This is a genomic window from Kribbella sp. NPDC005582 (assembly GCF_040605415.1).
Classification (GTDB): domain Bacteria; phylum Actinomycetota; class Actinomycetes; order Propionibacteriales; family Kribbellaceae; genus Kribbella.
In genome coordinates this window covers 243732-260419 of sequence record NZ_JBEXCU010000008.1, presented here as the reverse complement: position 1 = coordinate 260419, position 16688 = coordinate 243732, and the positions used below count along the sequence as shown (strand labels likewise).

The following is a 16688-nucleotide window of genomic DNA, read 5'->3' as shown; positions in this document are numbered from 1 at the left end:
CGGTCGGTGAGCGCCTGGACCTTGCCTGGGGTTGACGGGTTGGGGGTGCGGGCGGGCGTGAGGTCGGTGGGCGCGTGGACGTTGCCTGGGGTTGATGGGGGCGGGGGTGCGGTGGGCGGGCGCGAGGTCGGAGACCGCGTGGACCTTGTCTGGGGCTACGGGCTTGGGCGTTGCGGTCGGCGGGGGTGGGCTGGCGAGCGCGTGGACCTGCCTGAGGTTGATGGGGCTTGGTTGCGGCAGCGAGATGCGGTCGGGGACTGGGTGGATCTCGGGCTGAGAGCCGTGCGTCTTTCGGTCGCGCGACGGGCGGACCCTCGGTGGCTGACGAGGGCCCGCCCTGCCGGCGTTGTCTGGGATCGGTTGGTCGGGGTGGCTAGTGGTGGTGGGCTTCGTGGTCGTGGTGGGTGGGCACGAAGGGGCCGAAGCTGCGGATGCTGGCGAGGATTTGGGCTAGGACGCCTTCACCGCTGGTGGTTTGGGGTGCGGCTGCGGGTGCTGGTTGGCAGGCTATGAAGTCGGTGGGCGGGGTGTTGGTGCCGGTGTGTGAGCCGTTGAAGCCGAAGGTCACTGATTCGCCGGGGCGGATGACCGAGTTCCATGAGGCGTTGGAGGCGATTGCTCCGGTGGCGCCGTTGTTGACGACGGTGGCGTCCCAGCCTTCGCCGACGACGCGTTGGCCGTTCGGCCAGGTCCAGCGGACGGTCCAGCCGCCGACCGGGTTCTGGCCGGTGTTGGTCACCTTCACGCTGGCCGTGAAACCGTTGTTCCATTGGCTTGGCGTCGAGTAGGTCACCGAGCAACTGGTCGGTGGGGGAGGCGTGGGCGTCGGGGTGGGAGTGGGTGTGGGGTCGCCTGAACCGGTGGTCAGGTTGACGTCCGCGCACTGATAGAACGCCTCGGGACTGTCGCTGCGCTGCCAGATCGAGTAGATGATGTGGCGGCCGGTCTTGTTCGCGGGCAGGGTGGCCGGCCAGGTCCATTCCGGACCGTCGGGGCCGCTGCCGTTCAGCGGTGGGTTGGTCACTTCGTTCCACGGAGCCGGTTCGAGGTCGGACCAGCGCAGCGGTTGATTGATGTCCCAGCCGTCCTTGGTGATGTATTGCGTCCAGGTGCCTGGATGCGGCGCCCAGGCGTTGTAGCGGATGGTGACGGTCGAACCGGAGCGGATGTTCGTGGTGGGCCAGTCCGATCGCGCCGCCCGGAACTTCGCGAAGCGCGCATCGGGGCCGCAGAGATTGCCGTCCGGGATGATCTCGCGGTGCCGGCCGCCGGCGTTGCTGATCAGATTGCTGAACCAGTTCCAGAACGGATAGTGGTCGCCGTTGTTCCAGGCGTCCGCGCAGGCCGGGTTGGTCGGTTTGAGGTCGCCTCCGCCACCGCCTTCCTTGCCGTTGACGTAGCACAGGTAGGTCCGGCTACCGGGAAAAGTGAACGCGCCGTGAGCCTGGGCCACCGGTGCCGGCAACGCCACCAGAAGCGCGCCGGTGAGACCGAGCAGGGCGGCGCTCAGTGCAATGGGTCGTAAAAGCCTCACAATGATCCTCCTCCATGGACCGTCGCTCGCGCCGACAGACGGCCCCGACAACGGCGTCTCTGGGAGCGCTCCCGCAACCGTCTCCTGCGCAGCCGCTCAGCGCCAGAGGCTTAAACGTTTCGTGGTGGTTGCCAAGTGCGGCGCTGTACGGCGGGCCCTAGGGGGCTTCAGAGGGCAGGGAGCCGACGAGGGTGGTGAGCTGCGGGGAGAGCGTCAGGGTGCTGGGCGAGATCTGGGTGGTGGCGGGGTGCCAGGTGGGGTGGCCGCTGGGCGTGAAGGTGACCAGGTGGATGTCGGGGGACAGGGGGCCGGGGGCTTGGCTGTGGGCTCGGGCGGTGAGGTGAAGGAGGAGGCCTAGGGCGGGAAGAACGGAGAGGTCCTTGATCTCATGGATGAGTAGCAGGTCTCGGGAGGGAACGGCGGCGAGGACGGCTGCTGGGAGATCGGGGAGGTCGAGGGTTTCGTGGAGGACCGTGTCGAGGACCAGGGCTCGGGAGGCGGTGAAGGAGTCGCCGGTGACGCGGGCGATGTGAACGCCGTCGTCTTCGAGCAGCTCGAGATGGTCGGGACGGCGGCGGAGGTTGGCCAGGCCCAGTGCTTCGGCGGCCGACCAGGTGAGGCCCAGGTCGGACGGGTCGAGGTACATCGTGACGGTGGAGTCGTGGAGCGTGGCCGGGACGGAGAGCAGGCCGGGGATCACGTCGGGACGGTCGGCGACCCAGTTGGGTGGCAGAGAGGCGCGGGGGACCAGACGCTGGATCAGCTGGTCGGCGGGGTTGTCAGGTGGGTCGGGGGCTCCTTCCTCGAGGCGGCCGAGCAGCTCGCTGAAGTGCAGATCGACGAACTGCGGCCAGTCGTCGAAATCCTGCTGGGCAACCGCGCGGGCCAGGTTGGTGAGACCGAGAATCGGGCCCGAGGTGTCGGCCTCGGACGGGGCGGGGACCAAGGCGCCGGCTTCGTAGTGCAGGTCGAAGCCGAGCCGGCGGCAGCTGGACCGCGCGAGTGTGACGAGCCGGTCGACCTGGGGTGCGGTCAACGGGCTCAGATAGGCGTCGGTGGGGGTTTCGGTGGTTGTCATGGGCACCTCCTCGACAGAGAAAGTACGAGGATTCGACCCCGTTCCGGCCGGTCGATTCGAACCTGTGGACAACTCGCTCGGTACTGTGCGGCCGGGACCGAACCCGGTCCGGAGTGGACGAAAGGACCAAGATGACCAGCATCCCGGCGTCGCGGCCGACCTCGGTGACCCGGTTGTCGTTGTCGCACATCACGGCGCAGAACGAGACGAATTTGCTCGGCACCGTGCACGGTGGCGTGATCATGACGCTGGTCGACTCGGTGGCCGGAGTGGTCGCGGCACGGCATTCGGGCGGAGCCGCGGTGACGGCGTCGATGGACGAGATGGTCTTCCTGGTCCCGGTTCGGGTCGGCGATGTCGTGCACTTCAGCAGTCAGGTGAACTGGACCGGCCGGAGCTCGATGGAGGTCGGCGTACGGATCACGGCCGACCGGTGGGACGCGGTCGGACCCGAGGTGCATGTGGCCTCGGCGTACCTGGTGTTCGTGGCGGTCGACGCGGAGGGTAAGCCGCGCGCGGTGCCGCAGGTGGTGCCGGAGACCGAGGAGGAACTGCGCCGGATGCGCGAGGCCGAGATCCGCCGCAGCCACCGGCTGGCGCGCCGGCAGGCGATCATCGCCTCCCGCGAGCAGGATCGGTCGGCCGGATGAGCCTCTACTCCGCGGCGCGGCGGCAGCCATCGGCGGTGCTGCTGGCCGTCCAGTTGCTGGGTGTGCTCCTCTACCCGCTGACCGAAGGCTCTCGGGGCGGCCGGCTCGCGTTCGAGACCTTCGGGCTCGTTGTGCTGGTACTGGCCGTGTTCTCGGTGCGATCGACGCCGGGGCTGACCTGGGTGAGCATCGGACTGGGCATCCCGGCCGTCACGCTCTCGTTCATCGACGTCTACAACTCCAACGACGCCGTGGTGGCCATCTCCGCCGCTTTGCACGCGGCCTTCTACTTTTACGCGGCTTACAGTCTGTTGCGGTACATGCTGTCCGATCACGACGTCAGCACCGACGAGCTGTACGCGACGGGCGCCACTTTCACCTTGGTGGCCTGGGGATTCGCCTACGTCTACGTGTTCGTCCAGGTCCTCGTCCCCGGCAGCTTCATCGCAGCAGTTGCCCCCAGCGACGACCGGACGTGGATGGAGTTGCTCTTCCTCAGCTTCACCACGCTGTCGAGCACCGGGCTCAGTGATGTCGTCCCGATCTCCAGCTGGGGCCGCTCAGTGGTGATGATCGAGCAGCTCGCCGGCCTCGGGTACGTCGCGATGGTCGTCTCCCGCCTGGTCGGCCTGACGATCTCCCGCCGTACTAGCTGAGCCGCGGCCAGGTGGCCAGCAGGTCGGCGGCGGCGCGGGCAGCCACCTCGGTTGCATTGGTCATGGCCGCAACCCGGAAGCTGACCAGGGCGCCTTCGTGCAGGAGCAAGAGGCGATCGGCGAGCTCGCCCGGGTCAGCCAGGCCGGCCAAGCGTGCCTGCGCTTCGAACTCGGACCGCATCCATTGCTTCTGTCCGACGATCACCGGCATCGCTGGGTGATCGGGCGCTGCCAGTTCGACGCTGGCGTTGATGAAGCCGCAGCCGTTGCGCGATCCTGCCAGCCAGTCGGTCAGCGCTGCGAAGAGCGCCAGGATGACGTCTTCGGGCGTCGCCGGTGCCCTCGAGGCCAGCTGCTCGTCGAGAAACTCGTGCCACACCCGGTTCCGATGCTCCAGGTACGCCGCGATCAACCGGTCCTTCGAGCCGAACCGGTCGTACAGCGTCTTCTTGGTCACGTCGGCGGCGGCCGCGATCGCATCGACGCCGACAGTCCGGATGCCCTGCTCGTAGAACAGCGTCGAGGCCGCCGCCAGGATCCGCGTCCCGGCCGGGGTGAGCGGGTCTGCCGTGGGCAGCGCGCGATCGACGAGCAGTCTCATCTGCTGAACAGCCATACTGACAGTATACCGACCGGTGTGGTTACCGTCGGAGCATGACAATCACCCAGTCAGTACGACGGCGGCCGAGCCGCCCCGTGATCGCGCTCGCGGCGGGAGCGGGGTTCGTCGTGTTCTGGAGTTCCGGCTTCATCGGCGCCGGCTGGGGAACGCGGTACACGACAGCGTTCGACCTGCTTGGGTGGCGCTTCCTGGTCGCCGGCTTGCTGGGTGCACTGATCCTCAGCATCCGCCGCCCGCAGTTGACTCGTCGCGATCTGGTCACGCAGGTCTGGATGGCAGTCCTGACCCAGTTCGTCTACCTCGGCGCGATCTTCACCGGCATAGACCACGGCATCACCGCAGGAGTCACAGCGCTGATCGGGTCGCTCCAGCCGCTGGTCATCGCGACAGTGGCCGGGCCACTGCTCGGCGAGCCGGTCAATAGACGCCAATGGATCGGACTGGTCGTCGGACTCGCAGGAGTCGCGCTGGTGGTCGCCGACGACCTCAACGCAGGACACGGCTCGCTGCTGCTGTTCTTGATTCCACTGGGTGGTCTGCTAGCTCTGGTCGGAGGCACCTGCCTGGATCGCCGCCGTCCGTCGACGGTCAGCTCATTCGACGCACTCTGCGTGCAGAGCATGGTTTCGGGTGTCCTGTTCGTCACATTGGCGGCCACCACCAGCCAGCTCACCGTCCCCACCGAGCCAGGTTTCTACGGCGCTGTGCTGTGGCTGGTGCTGTTGGCAACCGGCGGCGGATGGGGGCTATACCTGGTGAATCTCAAGCTTTCCGGCGCGACCAGAGTCAGCAGCCTGCTCTATCTGGTGCCGCCGACCACCATGCTGCTGGCGTACTTCGTCTTGGACGAGAGCATCGGAGCGCTGGCTGTGGTCGGCATGTTGGTCTGTGCCGTTGCAGTCCTGCTGATTACGCTGCGGACATGGCGGAACCCCGATGGCTGAACGAGAACGAGGCGCGGGCTTGGCGAGCATTCATCGCTGCCCAGCGCGTGGTGAACAGCCGGATCGAGCAGCAGTTGCAGCGTGACGCCGGAATTCCGCATACGTACTACGAGATCCTGGTGCGACTGACCGACGCATCGGACGGCCGGCTGCGGATGAGCGAGCTCGCCATCGCGACGCTCGGATCCCGCAGTCGTCTCTCGCATGCGGTGAACCGCCTCGAGCAGTACGGCTGGGTGCGTCGCGAGGGCATTGAGTCCGACCGGCGGGGGCAGGTCGCGATCATCACCGACGCCGGCCGGGAGAAGCTGGTGGAGTTGGCGCCCGGCCATGTCGAGGAGGTCCGCAGCGCGATCTTCGATGCGCTGAACGCCGAGCAGGTGGAGCAACTGTTCGACATCTGTACGGCGCTCGCCGAGAACACCGGCCAGGACCGGTGATGCGCGTCCGTTCGACGGCGCTCGTCGTACTGTCTGCGCTGTTGCTGGCCGGCTGCAACGACAGCCAGTCCCCACCGACCGCCGGACCCAGCACCGTCCCCTCGTCATCGGTACCGCTTCCTCCCAAGACCACCGCCCAGCCAACGACGACACCAACATCCACCCCGACCGAGACCCCATCGGCACCCAGCTGCCTCGACGCGAAGCTGGCAGACCTCACGCTCCGCCAGCGCGCCGCTCAGCTGATCATGACCGGCATGAGCGCCAACGGCATGACCTCGGCGCAGCGATCGATCATCCAGAAGCAGAAGCCAGGCGGCGTCCTGCTGCTCGGCGCTGGTGGCAGCCTCGCCCACACCCGTACGGCGACAGCCGCGGCGACGACTGCCGCGACGGTCGACGGAATCCGGCCGCTGGTGGCGGCCGACCAGGAAGGTGGTCAGGTCCAGCGCCTGAAAGGCTCGGGCTTCACGAGAATCCCATCGGCCACCGTTCAAGGCACGTGGACCAGTGACAAGCTCACTGCCCGCGCGACGCAATGGGCGAACCAGCTCAAGCAGGCCGGGGTCAACACCAACCTCACTCCGGTGGCGGACGTCGTACCGGCGTCGCTGAAGAAGCAGAACGCGCCCATCGGCCAGCTGGACCGGGAGTTCGGCAACACGTCGGCCGAGGTCGGTCCGAAGGTTCAGGCGTTCGTTCACGGGATGACGGCAGGCGGTGTGATCACCTCGGTGAAGCACTTCCCGGGCATCGGCAAGGTCAAAGGCAACACCGACTTCTCGGCCAACGTGTTCGACAACGTCACCGTCCGTGGTGACGACGACCTGCAGCCGTTCGCGGACGGGATCGAGGCAGGCAGCGAGTTGGTGATGGTCTCCACGGTCACCTACACCAAGATCGACCCCAAGAATCGAGCAGCGTTCTCCTCGACCGTCATCGAGGGGATGATCCGCGGCGACCTCGGGTACGGCGGAGTCGTGATCACCGACGACGTCGGGGCGGCGGCGAACGTGGCGAAGGTGCCGGCGGGCCAGCGGGCGACCAGGGTGATCGCGGCCGGCGGAGACATCGTCATCAACGGCGCTGCGGACCTGACTGCCACCATGGTGAACGCACTGGTGGTGAAAGCACAGCAGGACAAGAAGTTCGCCGCACAGCTCGACCAGAGCGTCCGGAGGGTGCTCGCACTCAAGCAGAAGCACGGTCTGGTGGCCTGCTGATGCAGGAGGAGCAGGAGCCCGACTACCGGTTCACGCTGGCCAACGAGCGGACCTATCTGGCGTACCTGCGGACATCGCTGGCCTGTTATGCCGGCGGGCTCTCGGCTGTGCAGTTTCTGGACCTAGGACTGGACCGCTGGCCCGCCCGCATCATCGGGCTGATCCTGGTCAGTGCGGGACTGGTGACGACCTTCGGCGCATTGCGACGCTGGCAGCAGAACCTGGTCGCCATGCGTCGCGCTGAGCCACTCCCCGTGACCAGACTGCCGCTGATGCTGGCGGCAACCATCGCGGTGGCCGGGGTGGTCGGTCTAATTTTCGCCCTGTCGAGATAACTGTGGCGATGAGCACACCGGATCCCGGTCTGCAGCCCGAGCGCACCCTGCTCGCGTGGCGGCGTACGTCGCTCGGACTGATCGCCAACGGCATCCTGCTGCTTGCCTCAGGCCACGGTTCGTCGGATGTCCGTACTGGCCTGGGCATCGTCGTACTGGTGCTTTCACTGGGCTGCTGGGCGGCGGTGAGCGCTGTTTACCGCCTTGCGCGGGGTGCGGCGGTCCATGCCCTCGGCCAGGAACGGGTACTGCGGATCGCCGCCGGGCTGGTGCTGGTGGTCGGGCTGTTCGACCTCTACGCCGTGATCACACGCTGATACCAATTGATTACTCGGTCGTCACCTCCTAGTGAACTAGTTCACCCCGACGCGCTACGTTGACCCCGCGGATGCAAGAACCGCGGGCTGTTCCCCCTAGCATGATCAACGGTTTGTCCCTCGTTCACCCGGAGCTTGAAGTGCCGTTACGTCTGCGTCCGAACGACCCGACGTTCTACGACCTTTTCACCGAGTCCGCCAACCACCTCGTGGACGGCGCTCGGATCCTCGCCGAACTGCTCGGCAGTACGGCCGGCAGCGGCCTGTCGGCCAGTCATCAGATCGCCGTCCAGATGAAGGACGCCGAGCACGCCGCGGACGAGACCACGCACTCGATCATCCGCCGCGTGAACTCGACGTTCGTGACCCCGTTCGACCGGGAGGACATCTATCGGCTGGCCTCCGACCTCGACGACGTCATGGACTTCATGGAGGAGGCGGTGGACACGGTCCACCTCTTCAACCTTGACGCGCTGCCGGAGGAGGTGGCCGAGCAGATCGAGGTGCTGCAGCGGGCCGCCCAGCTGACCGCGGAGACGATGCCGCGGCTGCGCACGATGAAAGATCTCGCCGAGTACTGGATCGAGATCAACCGGCTGGAGAACACCGGTGACGCGGTGCACCGCCGGATCATCGCCAAGCTGTTCAGCGGCGAGTACGACGCCCTCACGGTGATGAAGCTGAAGACCGTGGTCGACCTGCTGGAGGCTGCGATCGACGCGTTCGAGCACGTCGCCAACACGGTCGAGCAGATCGCCGTCAAGGAGAGCTGAGCCTTGGAGCTCACGCTCGTCATCGCGGTCGTCGTGATCGCGCTGGCCTTCGACTACACCAACGGCTTCCACGACGCGGCGAACGCGATCGCGACCTCGATCTCGACCCGCGCGCTGACGCCGCGGGTGGCGCTCGCGATGGCCGCGGTCTGCAACTTCCTCGGCGCGCTGGCCGGCACCGAGGTCGCCGAGACGGTCGGCAAGGGCATCATCACCGCCCCGGGCGGCCAGCACGGCCTCGTGGTCGTCCTCTCGGCCCTGATCGGCGCCATCACCTGGAACCTGGTCACCTGGTACTTCGGTCTGCCCAGCTCGTCGTCGCACGCGCTGATCGGTGGCCTGGTCGGCGCCGGACTGGCCTCGACGAGCGTGGTCCTGTGGACCGGGATCGTCGACAAGGTCGTCATCCCGATGGTGCTGTCACCGGCCATCGGCTTCTGCGGCGCCTTCCTGCTGATGCTCGCGATCCTGTGGATCTTCCGGCGCAAGAACCCCGGCAAGACCACTCGCGGCTTCCGGCTGGCGCAGTCGCTGTCGGCCGCCGCGATGGCGCTCGGGCACGGTCTGCAGGACGCGCAGAAGACCATGGGCGTGATCTTCCTGGCGCTGCTCACCACCGGCCACGTGGCCAAGGGTGACGGCATCCCGCTGTGGGTGAAGATCTCCGCCGCGACCGCGATCTCGCTCGGCACCTACTCCGGTGGCTGGCGGATCATGCGGACCCTGGGCCGCCGGATCATCCACCTCGACCCGGCCCGCGGCTTCGCCTCCGAGGCGATCGCCGCCGGCGTGCTCTACGTGATGGCGATCGGCCTGCACGCTCCCGTCTCGACCACCCACACGATCACCAGCGCGGTGATGGGCGCCGGCGCCACCAAGCGGCTGTCCGCGGTCCGCTGGGGTGTCGCGAAGGGCATCGTCACCGCCTGGGTGCTGACAATCCCGGCCGCGGGCCTGGTGGCCGCCGCCTGCTACGGACTGGCCCACCTCATCCTGGAGTGATCTCCGGGTTCCATTCATTTCGAATTCATCCATCACCCCTACGGTCGGACGAGTCTCACAACTCGTCCGCCGAGGGATGTGATCGGGATGGATCTGTCGTTTCTCGTGGTCGTGGTGATCGTCACCGCACTGGTGTTCGACTTCACCAACGGCTTCCACGACACCGCCAACGCGATGGCGACATCGATCGCCACCGGTGCGCTCAGACCCAAGGTCGCGGTCGGGTTGTCCGCCGTACTGAATCTGGTGGGGGCGTTCGTCTCCACCGAGGTCGCCAAGACGATCTCCAGCGGACTCGTCGACGACACGTTGGTCACCGTGCCGATCATCTTCGGCGGTCTGGTCGGCGCCATCCTGTGGAACCTGCTCACCTGGTACCTCGGGCTGCCGAGCTCGTCGTCGCACGCGCTCTTCGGAGGTCTGATCGGGGCGACCTGGATCGCCGCCGGCAGCGGCGCGGTCAACTTCGGTACGGTGGTGCAGAAGATCGTCGTCCCGGCGGTCGCCGCGCCGATCGTCGCCGGCGTAGTCGCCCTGCTGGGGACCTATCTGGCGTACAAGATCACCGCGCGGGCCCGCAAGCGCAGTGTGGACGACGGGTTCCGGGCCGGTCAGATCGCCTCCGCCTCGCTGGTCTCGCTGGCGCACGGCACCGGTGACGCACAGAAGACGATGGGCATCATCACGCTCGTCCTGATCACCTCCGGCAGCCTGGCGCAGGGCTCGCGGCCGCCGCTGTGGGTGATCTTCGCCGCCGGTCTGGCGATTGCGCTCGGCACCTATCTCGGCGGCTGGCGCATCATTCGCACGATGGGCAAGGGCTTGACCGAGATCGAGTCGCCGCAGGGCTTCGCCGCCGAGACCAGTTCGACCGCTGTGCTGCTGGCCTCCTCTCACCTGGGCTTCCCGCTCTCAACCACGCAGGTCTGCTCCGGCAGCATCTTGGGCGCCGGTCTGGGCAAGCGGCTGGCCGAGGTGCGCTGGACGGTGGCCGGACGGATGGCCCTGGCGTGGCTGTTCACCCTGCCGGCTGCTGCGGTGGTCGGCGCGCTCTCCGGCCGCGTGGCCAACTCCGGCAATCTCGGGGTCGCGATCATCGCCGTACTGGCTGTGGTGGTCGGTGGCGGCATCTACGCGGCCTCCAGGCGCAAGCCGGTCACTCCGCACAACGTCAACGAATACGCGACGGTCTGAGAGGAGTACGGCGATGCACATCAACTGGACCGGCCTCGGTGAGGTCGCACTGGTCAGTCTGCTCTTCGGAGTCGGGCTGGCTGTCGTCTTCGCCTTCGGTGTGACTGCCATGGCCCGCAGAGCGGCGGCTATCGACGAGAAGCGGCCTGCACCGATGGTCGACACCGCAGTCGCGTCACTGTGCTTCGCAGCATGCCTAGCTGCGGTGCTGTTCGGGCTCTACCTGATCATTCCGCAGTTCCATTAGCGGTTCCAGCGGCGGACTGCCTTGGCCACGTCCTTGGTGCGTACGGCGTCCAGGTTCCGCTCCCAGGCGGTGAAGAGGCGGTCGCCGAGGGCGGCTGCGTCCAGACCGGCTTGGGGGCGGACGGCAACGGCCCAGGTGGCCGCGGCCGCGTGGCCCTGCTGGTGGAGCAGGTGGTTGACGGTCGCTTCGATGCGGTGCCGGTTCTCACCGGTCAGGCCGTACGCCGCCCAGTCCTGCAGGATGCCGGCGTCGTCGGCCGTCATCTGCGCCAGGTAGGTGAGCGGACCACGCCAGTAGCCCCGGTGCCCGATGCTGTCCAGGCTCTCGAGTGGGAACCAGCCGTTCGCGCACCGCCGGCCGTTGACCGCGGCCTCGACCTCACGCGCTCGCTCGCGGTCCAGGTCCCGGGTGGACCAGTCGATGAAGTACGCCCCGGCATCCGGGATGTGCTCCGCGACATGCGGCGCGATCTGCAGCGTCCCGGGTTCGAACAGGCGCAGTTCTTCCGGTGAATCGAACAAAAACCTTCCCCCGCCCAGCACAAGGCAAGCAGCACAGAAATCCCCCAGATTCCTGCCTTGTCAATGACAAGTGCCCTTCGTACCCTCAGATGCCGTCGAGGGTCAAGGCCTTGTCCGACCTCCGTCGGGCTAGCGGCGGCGCTCGGCCCGGCGGGCCAGCTCCTCGCGGTCGAGCCGGTCGGCCTCCGCCGGCGTCGGCGCGGAGCCGCCGTACGAGGCGGGCAGCCACCAGGCGCCGGGCGGCTGCTCCGGGTATGCGCGGATCGTCTCGTCGAGCATCTCGGCCATCGTCGAGCGCAGGACGGCGGTGGCCTCGACCGGGTCGTCGTCCGGCGTCACGGTCATCGGCGTACCGACCGTGATCGCGATCGTGCGGTGCCGGGTGAAGTCCTTCGGGTGGTCCTTGGTGAACATCCGCTGGGTGCCCCACAGGATCATCGGAATCAGCGGTACGCCGGCCTCCGCGGCCATCCGGACCGTGCCGGACTTGAACTCCTTGAGCTCGAACGACCGGCTGATCGTCGCTTCCGGAAAGACGCCGACCACCTCACCGGCGCGCAGGTGCCGCAGCGCGTGCTCGTACGACGCCGCGCCCGCGTCGCGATCGACCGGGATGTGGTGCATCCCACGCATCAGCGGCCCGGACCAGCGGTTGCGGAACAGCACCTCCTTGGCCATGAACCGGACCAGCCGCTTGCTCGGCACCGCGCCGTACCCGCCGAGGATGAAGTCGACGTAGCTGATGTGGTTCAGCGCGATCACCGCGCCGCCGGTCCGCGGGATGTTCTCGGTGCCGGCGAGCTGGAACTTCAGGTCCAGCACCTTGAAGGCAGTCTTGGCAACGCCGACGACAGGCGGATAGACAAAGTCGCGCATCCCGGAATGCTACTAAGCTGCCGGTGATAACTGGAGATCGCGGGAGCTCGCACCGTAGTGGGCTGAGAGGGCGGCTGGAGAATCCGGCGCCGCCGACCGCCGAACCTGTCCGGGTAATTCCGGCGTAGGGAGCACACAAGTGACAACTATCGGCACCGTACGACCGACTGTCACCACCGGCCCGATCTCGGGCTCCGAGAAGATCTATCGCGGCGAACTGGGCGTTCCGGCGCGCCGCGTCCATCTCACCAACGGCGAGCACTTCGACCTGTACGACACGTCCGGGCCGTACACGGACGCGACGGCGCAGATCGACGTACAGGCCGGTCTGCCCGCGCTCCGGCGCGAGTGGATCGCCGGGCGGGAGAACCTGACCCAGCTCGCGCACGCGCGCGCCGGCACCATCACCGAGGAGATGCGGTATGTCGCGCTCCGGGAGAACATGGATCCGGAGTTCGTCCGGTCCGAGGTGGCGCGCGGCCGAGCCGTGATCCCGGTCAACCGCCGGCACCCGGAGAGCGAGCCGACCATCATCGGCAAGAAGTTCCTGGTGAAGGTGAACGCGAACATCGGCAACTCCGCCGTCAGCAGTTCCATCGAGGACGAGGTCGAGAAGCTCGTCTGGGCGACCCGCTGGGGCGCCGACACCGTGATGGACCTGTCGACCGGCAAGAACATCCACGAGACCCGGGAGTGGATCCTGCGGAACTCGCCGGTGCCGATCGGGACCGTGCCGCTCTACCAGGCGCTCGAGAAGGTGAAGGGCGATCCGGCCGCGCTGAACTGGGAGGTCTACCGGGAGACGGTGATCGAGCAGTGCGAGCAGGGCGTCGACTACATGACCGTGCACGCCGGCGTACTGCTGCGCTACGTGCCGCTGACCGCGCGGCGGATCACCGGCATCGTCTCGCGCGGCGGCTCGATCATGGCGGCCTGGTGTCTCGCGCATCACCAGGAGTCTTTCCTGTACACGCATTTCGCGGAGCTCTGCGAGATCCTGCGTGAGTACGACGTGACGTTCTCGCTCGGCGACGGACTCCGGCCGGGGTGTATCGCGGATGCGAACGACGAGGCGCAGTTCGCCGAGTTGCGGACACTGGGGGAGCTCACCAAGATCGCCTGGGAGCACGACGTACAGGTGATGATCGAGGGCCCCGGGCACGTGCCGATGAACAAGATCGCCGAGAACGTGCGGCTCGAGGAAGAGCTCTGCGGCGAAGCGCCGTTCTACACCTTGGGGCCGTTGGCAACCGATGTGGCGCCGGCGTACGACCACATCACCAGCGCGATCGGCGCGGCGCAGATCGGCTGGCTCGGTACGGCGATGCTCTGCTACGTCACGCCGAAGGAGCACCTCGGGCTGCCGGATCGCGATGACGTCAAGACCGGGGTGATCACCTACAAGATCGCTGCCCATGCCGCCGATCTGGCCAAGGGACACCCGGGAGCGCAGGCCTGGGACGACGCGTTGTCCACGGCAAGGTTCGAGTTCCGCTGGGAGGATCAGTTCAACCTCTCGCTGGACCCGGACACCGCGCGGTCGTACCACGACGAGACGTTGCCGGCCGAGCCGGCCAAGACCGCGCACTTCTGCTCGATGTGCGGGCCGAAGTTCTGCTCGATGCGAATCACCGCCGACATTCGCGCGTACGCCGAGGAGCACGGACTGACGTCGACCGAGGCGATCGAGGCCGGCTTCAACGAAATGTCCGAGACCTTCAAGGCAGGAGACGGCAAGCTCTACCTGCCGCTCGCCGACTGATCTGAACGCTCCCGGCGGGCTTCCCGCCCGCCGGGAGCCGTGAACCGGTTTGGCAACTTCACGCGGAGTGAAATTCGCGAAGGTGTCGAGATGCCGAAGTGGCCGGATTGAGCGGAGAATTGGGAATCAGCTGTCCTGCGGGGTGATCACCGAGAGTGATGGGGTGAACCGATTCAGGTTTTTGCCTTCACTCAGCGTGAATAAGACTGTAGCCTTAACTCCGTTGGAAGGAGGTGCGAGACAGTGGTCTTCGTTCTCACGGTAGATCAGCGAGGCAGCCGAGTCAGCGGCGATCTCGTACCCGAGCTACTCACCGATCTGAACCGCAGGCCCCGGCGTACCGGGCTGCTCCGCAAGTTCGAGCGGACCGCCGGCGACGAGGTGCAGGGAGTGCTTTCGGAGGCCAGGGCAACCATCGACCTGATCGTCGAGCTGCTCCGCCTGGACGCCTGGTACGTCGGGCTCGGGATCGGCGAGGTGGCCGAGCCGCTGCCGCGCAGTACCCGGGCCGGGAACGGTGACGCGTTCGTCTACGCCCGCGAGGCGGTGACGAAGGCGAAGTCGAGTCCGCATCACGTCAACGTGTGCGGACCGGACGACCGGCTCGCCGAGCAGGTGGAAACGGTGCTGTGGCTCATGGCCTCGGTGCTGCGCCGCCGGAGCGAGCGGGGCTGGGCTGTTGCCGACCTGCTGGCCGAGGGACTGACACGACGGGAGATCGGCGTGAAACTGGGGATCAGCCAATCTGCGGTGACGCAACGAGCTCAGGCGGCCGGAGTGGTCGAGGAGCAGCGTGGTCGGTTGCTGGCGTCGGAGTTGCTCGAGCTCGGGACCGCTGCGTGACGGCACTCGTCCTGGCACTCACAGCCGGCGGCCTGCTGTTCGCCGTACTGGCTTGGGTGCCGAAGGCCGAAGGCGCCACGCTGGAGATCGTGCTCAGCGGCCTCATGCTGGCCTGCGGCGTCGCTGTCGGCCTACTGCTGCTCTCGACCGACGGTGTGGCGTCGTGGCCCGAGCGCTGGTGGAATGTGCTGCTCCTGCTGGCCGGAGGGCTCGCAGTGACCGGTGGCGGCCCGCTGACGACCTCTGTGCTCGCGCTGGTCGACCGGGGCAACACTCGGGCGCAGTCGACGCAGAAGGCCGGTGAGGTCCTGCGCGGCGGCGCTCTGATCGGTTCGCTCGAGCGTGGCGCGATCTTCGCGGCCCTGGTGGCCGGCTGGCCGGAGGGGCTGGCCATCGTGCTGGCGATCAAGGGACTGGCCCGCTATCCAGAGCTCCGCAGTCCGGACCAGCCCGCGTCCGTCACGCCGCAGGCGGTCGCGGAGCGCTTCATCATCGGCACCTTCACCAGTGTGCTCTGGTCGGTGACCTGCGCCGCCTTCGTGCTGTCGCACTAGCTCAGGTGCTGACGACGATGTCGTTGACGATCTTGTCGTGCCAGGTCTGCTGCTTCTCGTCCCACAACGGCCAGATGACGTTGAGGAAGCAGACGTAGTTGAGCACGATGGCGAGGACCTCGCGGCCGAGGTTTGGGCCGAAACCGATCAACTCACCGGTCTGAAGGCTGATCACGCGGGTCCCGGTCATCTTCTTGCCGAGCGACTGGCCGGTGCGGCCCTGCTGCAGCACGCGGTTCAGGAACCAGATCACCCAGCTGCCCGCGATACCCAGGGTCAGCGGCGCTCCGGCCGCGTCCGACGTGTGCATCGCGATGGTCGCGATCAGGCCGATACCCAGCGGCAGGCTCTGGAGAACGCCGTCGATCAGCGATGCGCCCACCCGTGTCGTGTAGCCGGCCGGCTGACCGGGCAGTGCGTAGCGGTAGCTGCCCTGGCCCGAGGAGCCTTGCGAATAAGGGTTGTAGCCGGGCTGGATCTGTCCGGCCGGGTGGAACCCGCCCCCGGGCTGCCCCGGCGGGTACTGGTTCGGCTGGCCAGGCGGGTACTGACCGGGCTGACCGGGCGGCGTGGGCCCGTCGTACGGGCCGGACGGAGGGGTGGTCACCTGGGTTCCTCTCTGGTGCTCTGTTGCGGACTGGAGAGCAGGTTACTGTGGTGCGGTGAGTCAAGGCGTCGTACTTCGTCCCGCGGGACCGGTCGTGCCGGTCGACCGCCGGGTGCAGGGTCTCGCGGTGGTCGGTGTCGGCGGCTTCGCGCTCGCCGGTGTCTATCAGCTGACCGGCCTCGGTATCCCGTGCCTGCTGCACGCCACCACCGGTCTGAACTGTCCGCTCTGCGGATCGACCCGGATGGCCGCGGCCTTGCTCCGTGGCGATCTGAACGCCGCCTGGCACTTCAACCCCGTCGTACTGGTGCTGGGGCCGCTGATCGGGCTGGCCGTCGGCTACCAGGTGCTGGCGTGGGCTCTGGAGGCCCTGCGGCTGGTTCGGCTGCCGCGGCTGACCATGAGTCCGCGGCTGGTCGACTGGCTGACCAAGGGCGTCATCGCCCTGCTGATCGTGTACGGCGTCGCACGCAACCTCAACTGAGTGTCGCCGGGTAGCAAGGAGCTACC

At 67.4% G+C, this 16688-nt stretch carries 21 protein-coding genes and 1 riboswitch; of the genes, 15 read left to right on the top strand and 6 right to left on the bottom strand.

All coding sequences use genetic code 11. The features are described from left to right. Positions 1 to 373 precede the first annotated feature (373 nt). Positions 374 to 1534, bottom strand: a complete 1161-nt coding sequence (locus tag ABZS29_RS35255) for a lytic polysaccharide monooxygenase (protein ID WP_355468814.1) — start codon at positions 1532 to 1534, stop codon at positions 374 to 376. Positions 1535 to 1691: 157 nt separating this feature from the next. Further along, positions 1692 to 2612, bottom strand: coding sequence for a hypothetical protein (locus tag ABZS29_RS35250; RefSeq protein WP_355468813.1), 921 nt, complete (start codon positions 2610 to 2612; stop codon positions 1692 to 1694). A gap of 131 nt (positions 2613 to 2743) precedes the next feature. On the opposite strand from ABZS29_RS35250, the gene ABZS29_RS35245 reads away from it, so the two are divergent. Together ABZS29_RS35245 and ABZS29_RS35240 are read left to right on the top strand one after the other, a co-directional pair. Further along, complete coding sequence (locus ABZS29_RS35245) at positions 2744 to 3262, top strand: acyl-CoA thioesterase (protein WP_355468811.1); 519 nt, start codon at positions 2744 to 2746, stop codon at positions 3260 to 3262. After that, positions 3259 to 3918 carry a potassium channel family protein gene (locus ABZS29_RS35240; protein ID WP_355468810.1) on the top strand — a complete coding sequence of 220 codons (660 nt, stop codon included), beginning with the start codon at positions 3259 to 3261 and terminating at the stop codon, positions 3916 to 3918. The genes ABZS29_RS35245 and ABZS29_RS35240 overlap by 4 nt, the downstream gene beginning before the upstream one ends. On the opposite strand, the gene ABZS29_RS35235 is transcribed toward ABZS29_RS35240, so the two are convergent. Then, the gene (locus tag ABZS29_RS35235; protein ID WP_355468808.1) at positions 3911 to 4534 is read right to left on the bottom strand and encodes a TetR/AcrR family transcriptional regulator; all 624 of its coding nucleotides are present in this window, start codon (positions 4532 to 4534) and stop codon (positions 3911 to 3913) included. The two genes, ABZS29_RS35240 and ABZS29_RS35235, sit on opposite strands and share 8 nt — an antisense overlap. A gap of 38 nt (positions 4535 to 4572) precedes the next feature. Here ABZS29_RS35235 and ABZS29_RS35230 point away from each other — a divergent pair, with 38 nt between their 5' ends. The 9 genes from ABZS29_RS35230 to ABZS29_RS35190 all read left to right on the top strand — a co-directional run bounded on the left by ABZS29_RS35230 (position 4573) and on the right by ABZS29_RS35190 (position 11015). Beyond that, on the top strand, positions 4573 to 5484 hold the full coding sequence (locus tag ABZS29_RS35230; protein WP_355468806.1) for a DMT family transporter: 912 nt from the start codon (positions 4573 to 4575) through the stop codon (positions 5482 to 5484). Beyond that, complete coding sequence (locus tag ABZS29_RS35225; protein ID WP_355468804.1) at positions 5463 to 5924, top strand: MarR family transcriptional regulator; 462 nt, start codon at positions 5463 to 5465, stop codon at positions 5922 to 5924. The genes ABZS29_RS35230 and ABZS29_RS35225 overlap by 22 nt, the downstream gene beginning before the upstream one ends. Beyond that, positions 5924 to 7147 (top strand): glycoside hydrolase family 3 N-terminal domain-containing protein, encoded by a 1224-nt coding sequence (locus tag ABZS29_RS35220; protein WP_355468802.1) that lies wholly within the window; start codon positions 5924 to 5926, stop codon positions 7145 to 7147. Before ABZS29_RS35225 ends, ABZS29_RS35220 begins: the two co-directional genes overlap by 1 nt. Further along, positions 7147 to 7482 (top strand): DUF202 domain-containing protein, encoded by a 336-nt coding sequence (locus tag ABZS29_RS35215; RefSeq protein ID WP_355468800.1) that lies wholly within the window; start codon positions 7147 to 7149, stop codon positions 7480 to 7482. The genes ABZS29_RS35220 and ABZS29_RS35215 overlap by 1 nt, the downstream gene beginning before the upstream one ends. A gap of 8 nt (positions 7483 to 7490) precedes the next feature. Continuing rightward, positions 7491 to 7799: a DUF202 domain-containing protein gene (locus ABZS29_RS35210; protein ID WP_355468798.1), complete on the top strand. Its 309-nt coding sequence runs from the start codon at positions 7491 to 7493 to the stop codon at positions 7797 to 7799. 140 nt (positions 7800 to 7939) lie between these two features. After that, entirely contained in the window at positions 7940 to 8572 is a 633-nt protein-coding gene (locus ABZS29_RS35205; protein WP_355468796.1) for a DUF47 family protein, read from the top strand. A gap of 3 nt (positions 8573 to 8575) precedes the next feature. Next, on the top strand, positions 8576 to 9574 hold the full coding sequence (locus tag ABZS29_RS35200; RefSeq protein ID WP_355468794.1) for an inorganic phosphate transporter: 999 nt from the start codon (positions 8576 to 8578) through the stop codon (positions 9572 to 9574). Positions 9575 to 9661: 87 nt separating this feature from the next. Next, entirely contained in the window at positions 9662 to 10768 is a 1107-nt protein-coding gene (locus ABZS29_RS35195; RefSeq protein WP_355468792.1) for an inorganic phosphate transporter, read from the top strand. A gap of 13 nt (positions 10769 to 10781) precedes the next feature. Continuing rightward, positions 10782 to 11015 (top strand): hypothetical protein, encoded by a 234-nt coding sequence (locus tag ABZS29_RS35190; protein ID WP_355468790.1) that lies wholly within the window; start codon positions 10782 to 10784, stop codon positions 11013 to 11015. Here ABZS29_RS35190 and ABZS29_RS35185 read toward each other — a convergent pair. Continuing rightward, positions 11012 to 11536 (bottom strand): hypothetical protein, encoded by a 525-nt coding sequence (locus ABZS29_RS35185; RefSeq protein ID WP_355468788.1) that lies wholly within the window; start codon positions 11534 to 11536, stop codon positions 11012 to 11014. The two genes, ABZS29_RS35190 and ABZS29_RS35185, sit on opposite strands and share 4 nt — an antisense overlap. A gap of 129 nt (positions 11537 to 11665) precedes the next feature. Continuing rightward, positions 11666 to 12412: a lysophospholipid acyltransferase family protein gene (locus tag ABZS29_RS35180; RefSeq protein ID WP_355468787.1), complete on the bottom strand. Its 747-nt coding sequence runs from the start codon at positions 12410 to 12412 to the stop codon at positions 11666 to 11668. Positions 12413 to 12441: 29 nt separating this feature from the next. Next, positions 12442 to 12560, top strand: a riboswitch (TPP riboswitch). Between ABZS29_RS35180 and thiC the strand changes: the two genes are divergently transcribed. From thiC to ABZS29_RS35165, 3 genes are all read left to right on the top strand, one after another. After that, positions 12561 to 14174 (top strand): phosphomethylpyrimidine synthase ThiC, encoded by a 1614-nt coding sequence (thiC, locus tag ABZS29_RS35175; RefSeq protein WP_355468993.1) that lies wholly within the window; start codon positions 12561 to 12563, stop codon positions 14172 to 14174. 243 nt (positions 14175 to 14417) lie between these two features. Continuing rightward, positions 14418 to 15017: a transposase gene (locus ABZS29_RS35170; RefSeq protein ID WP_355468785.1), complete on the top strand. Its 600-nt coding sequence runs from the start codon at positions 14418 to 14420 to the stop codon at positions 15015 to 15017. Then, a complete protein-coding gene (locus tag ABZS29_RS35165; RefSeq protein ID WP_355468783.1) occupies positions 15014 to 15571 on the top strand; it encodes a hypothetical protein in 558 nt (185 codons plus the stop codon). The genes ABZS29_RS35170 and ABZS29_RS35165 overlap by 4 nt, the downstream gene beginning before the upstream one ends. A 1-nt stretch (position 15572) precedes the next feature. Here the strand turns inward: ABZS29_RS35165 and ABZS29_RS35160 are convergent, their stop codons facing one another. Further along, entirely contained in the window at positions 15573 to 16178 is a 606-nt protein-coding gene (locus ABZS29_RS35160; protein ID WP_355468781.1) for an RDD family protein, read from the bottom strand. A gap of 55 nt (positions 16179 to 16233) precedes the next feature. On the opposite strand from ABZS29_RS35160, the gene ABZS29_RS35155 reads away from it, so the two are divergent. After that, the gene (locus ABZS29_RS35155) at positions 16234 to 16662 is read left to right on the top strand and encodes a DUF2752 domain-containing protein (RefSeq protein WP_355468779.1); all 429 of its coding nucleotides are present in this window, start codon (positions 16234 to 16236) and stop codon (positions 16660 to 16662) included. The last annotated feature ends 26 nt before the right edge of the window (positions 16663 to 16688 follow it).

Bases quoted from the DNA above. Each gene is read 5' to 3' on its own strand.
- ABZS29_RS35215 (WP_355468800.1), top strand. From the start codon at position 7,147: ATGCAGGAGGAGCAGGAGCCCGACTACCGGTTCACGCTGGCCAACGAG.
- ABZS29_RS35190 (WP_355468790.1), top strand. From the start codon at position 10,782: ATGCACATCAACTGGACCGGCCTCGGTGAGGTCGCACTGGTCAGTCTG.
- ABZS29_RS35225 (WP_355468804.1), top strand. From the start codon at position 5,463: ATGGCGGAACCCCGATGGCTGAACGAGAACGAGGCGCGGGCTTGGCGA.
- ABZS29_RS35180 (WP_355468787.1), bottom strand. From the start codon at position 12,412: ATGCGCGACTTTGTCTATCCGCCTGTCGTCGGCGTTGCCAAGACTGCC.
- ABZS29_RS35240 (WP_355468810.1), top strand. From the start codon at position 3,259: ATGAGCCTCTACTCCGCGGCGCGGCGGCAGCCATCGGCGGTGCTGCTG.
- ABZS29_RS35235 (WP_355468808.1), bottom strand. From the start codon at position 4,534: ATGGCTGTTCAGCAGATGAGACTGCTCGTCGATCGCGCGCTGCCCACG.
- ABZS29_RS35195 (WP_355468792.1), top strand. From the start codon at position 9,662: ATGGATCTGTCGTTTCTCGTGGTCGTGGTGATCGTCACCGCACTGGTG.
- ABZS29_RS35210 (WP_355468798.1), top strand. From the start codon at position 7,491: ATGAGCACACCGGATCCCGGTCTGCAGCCCGAGCGCACCCTGCTCGCG.
- ABZS29_RS35230 (WP_355468806.1), top strand. From the start codon at position 4,573: ATGACAATCACCCAGTCAGTACGACGGCGGCCGAGCCGCCCCGTGATC.
- ABZS29_RS35250 (WP_355468813.1), bottom strand. From the start codon at position 2,612: ATGACAACCACCGAAACCCCCACCGACGCCTATCTGAGCCCGTTGACC.
- ABZS29_RS35220 (WP_355468802.1), top strand. From the start codon at position 5,924: ATGCGCGTCCGTTCGACGGCGCTCGTCGTACTGTCTGCGCTGTTGCTG.
- ABZS29_RS35245 (WP_355468811.1), top strand. From the start codon at position 2,744: ATGACCAGCATCCCGGCGTCGCGGCCGACCTCGGTGACCCGGTTGTCG.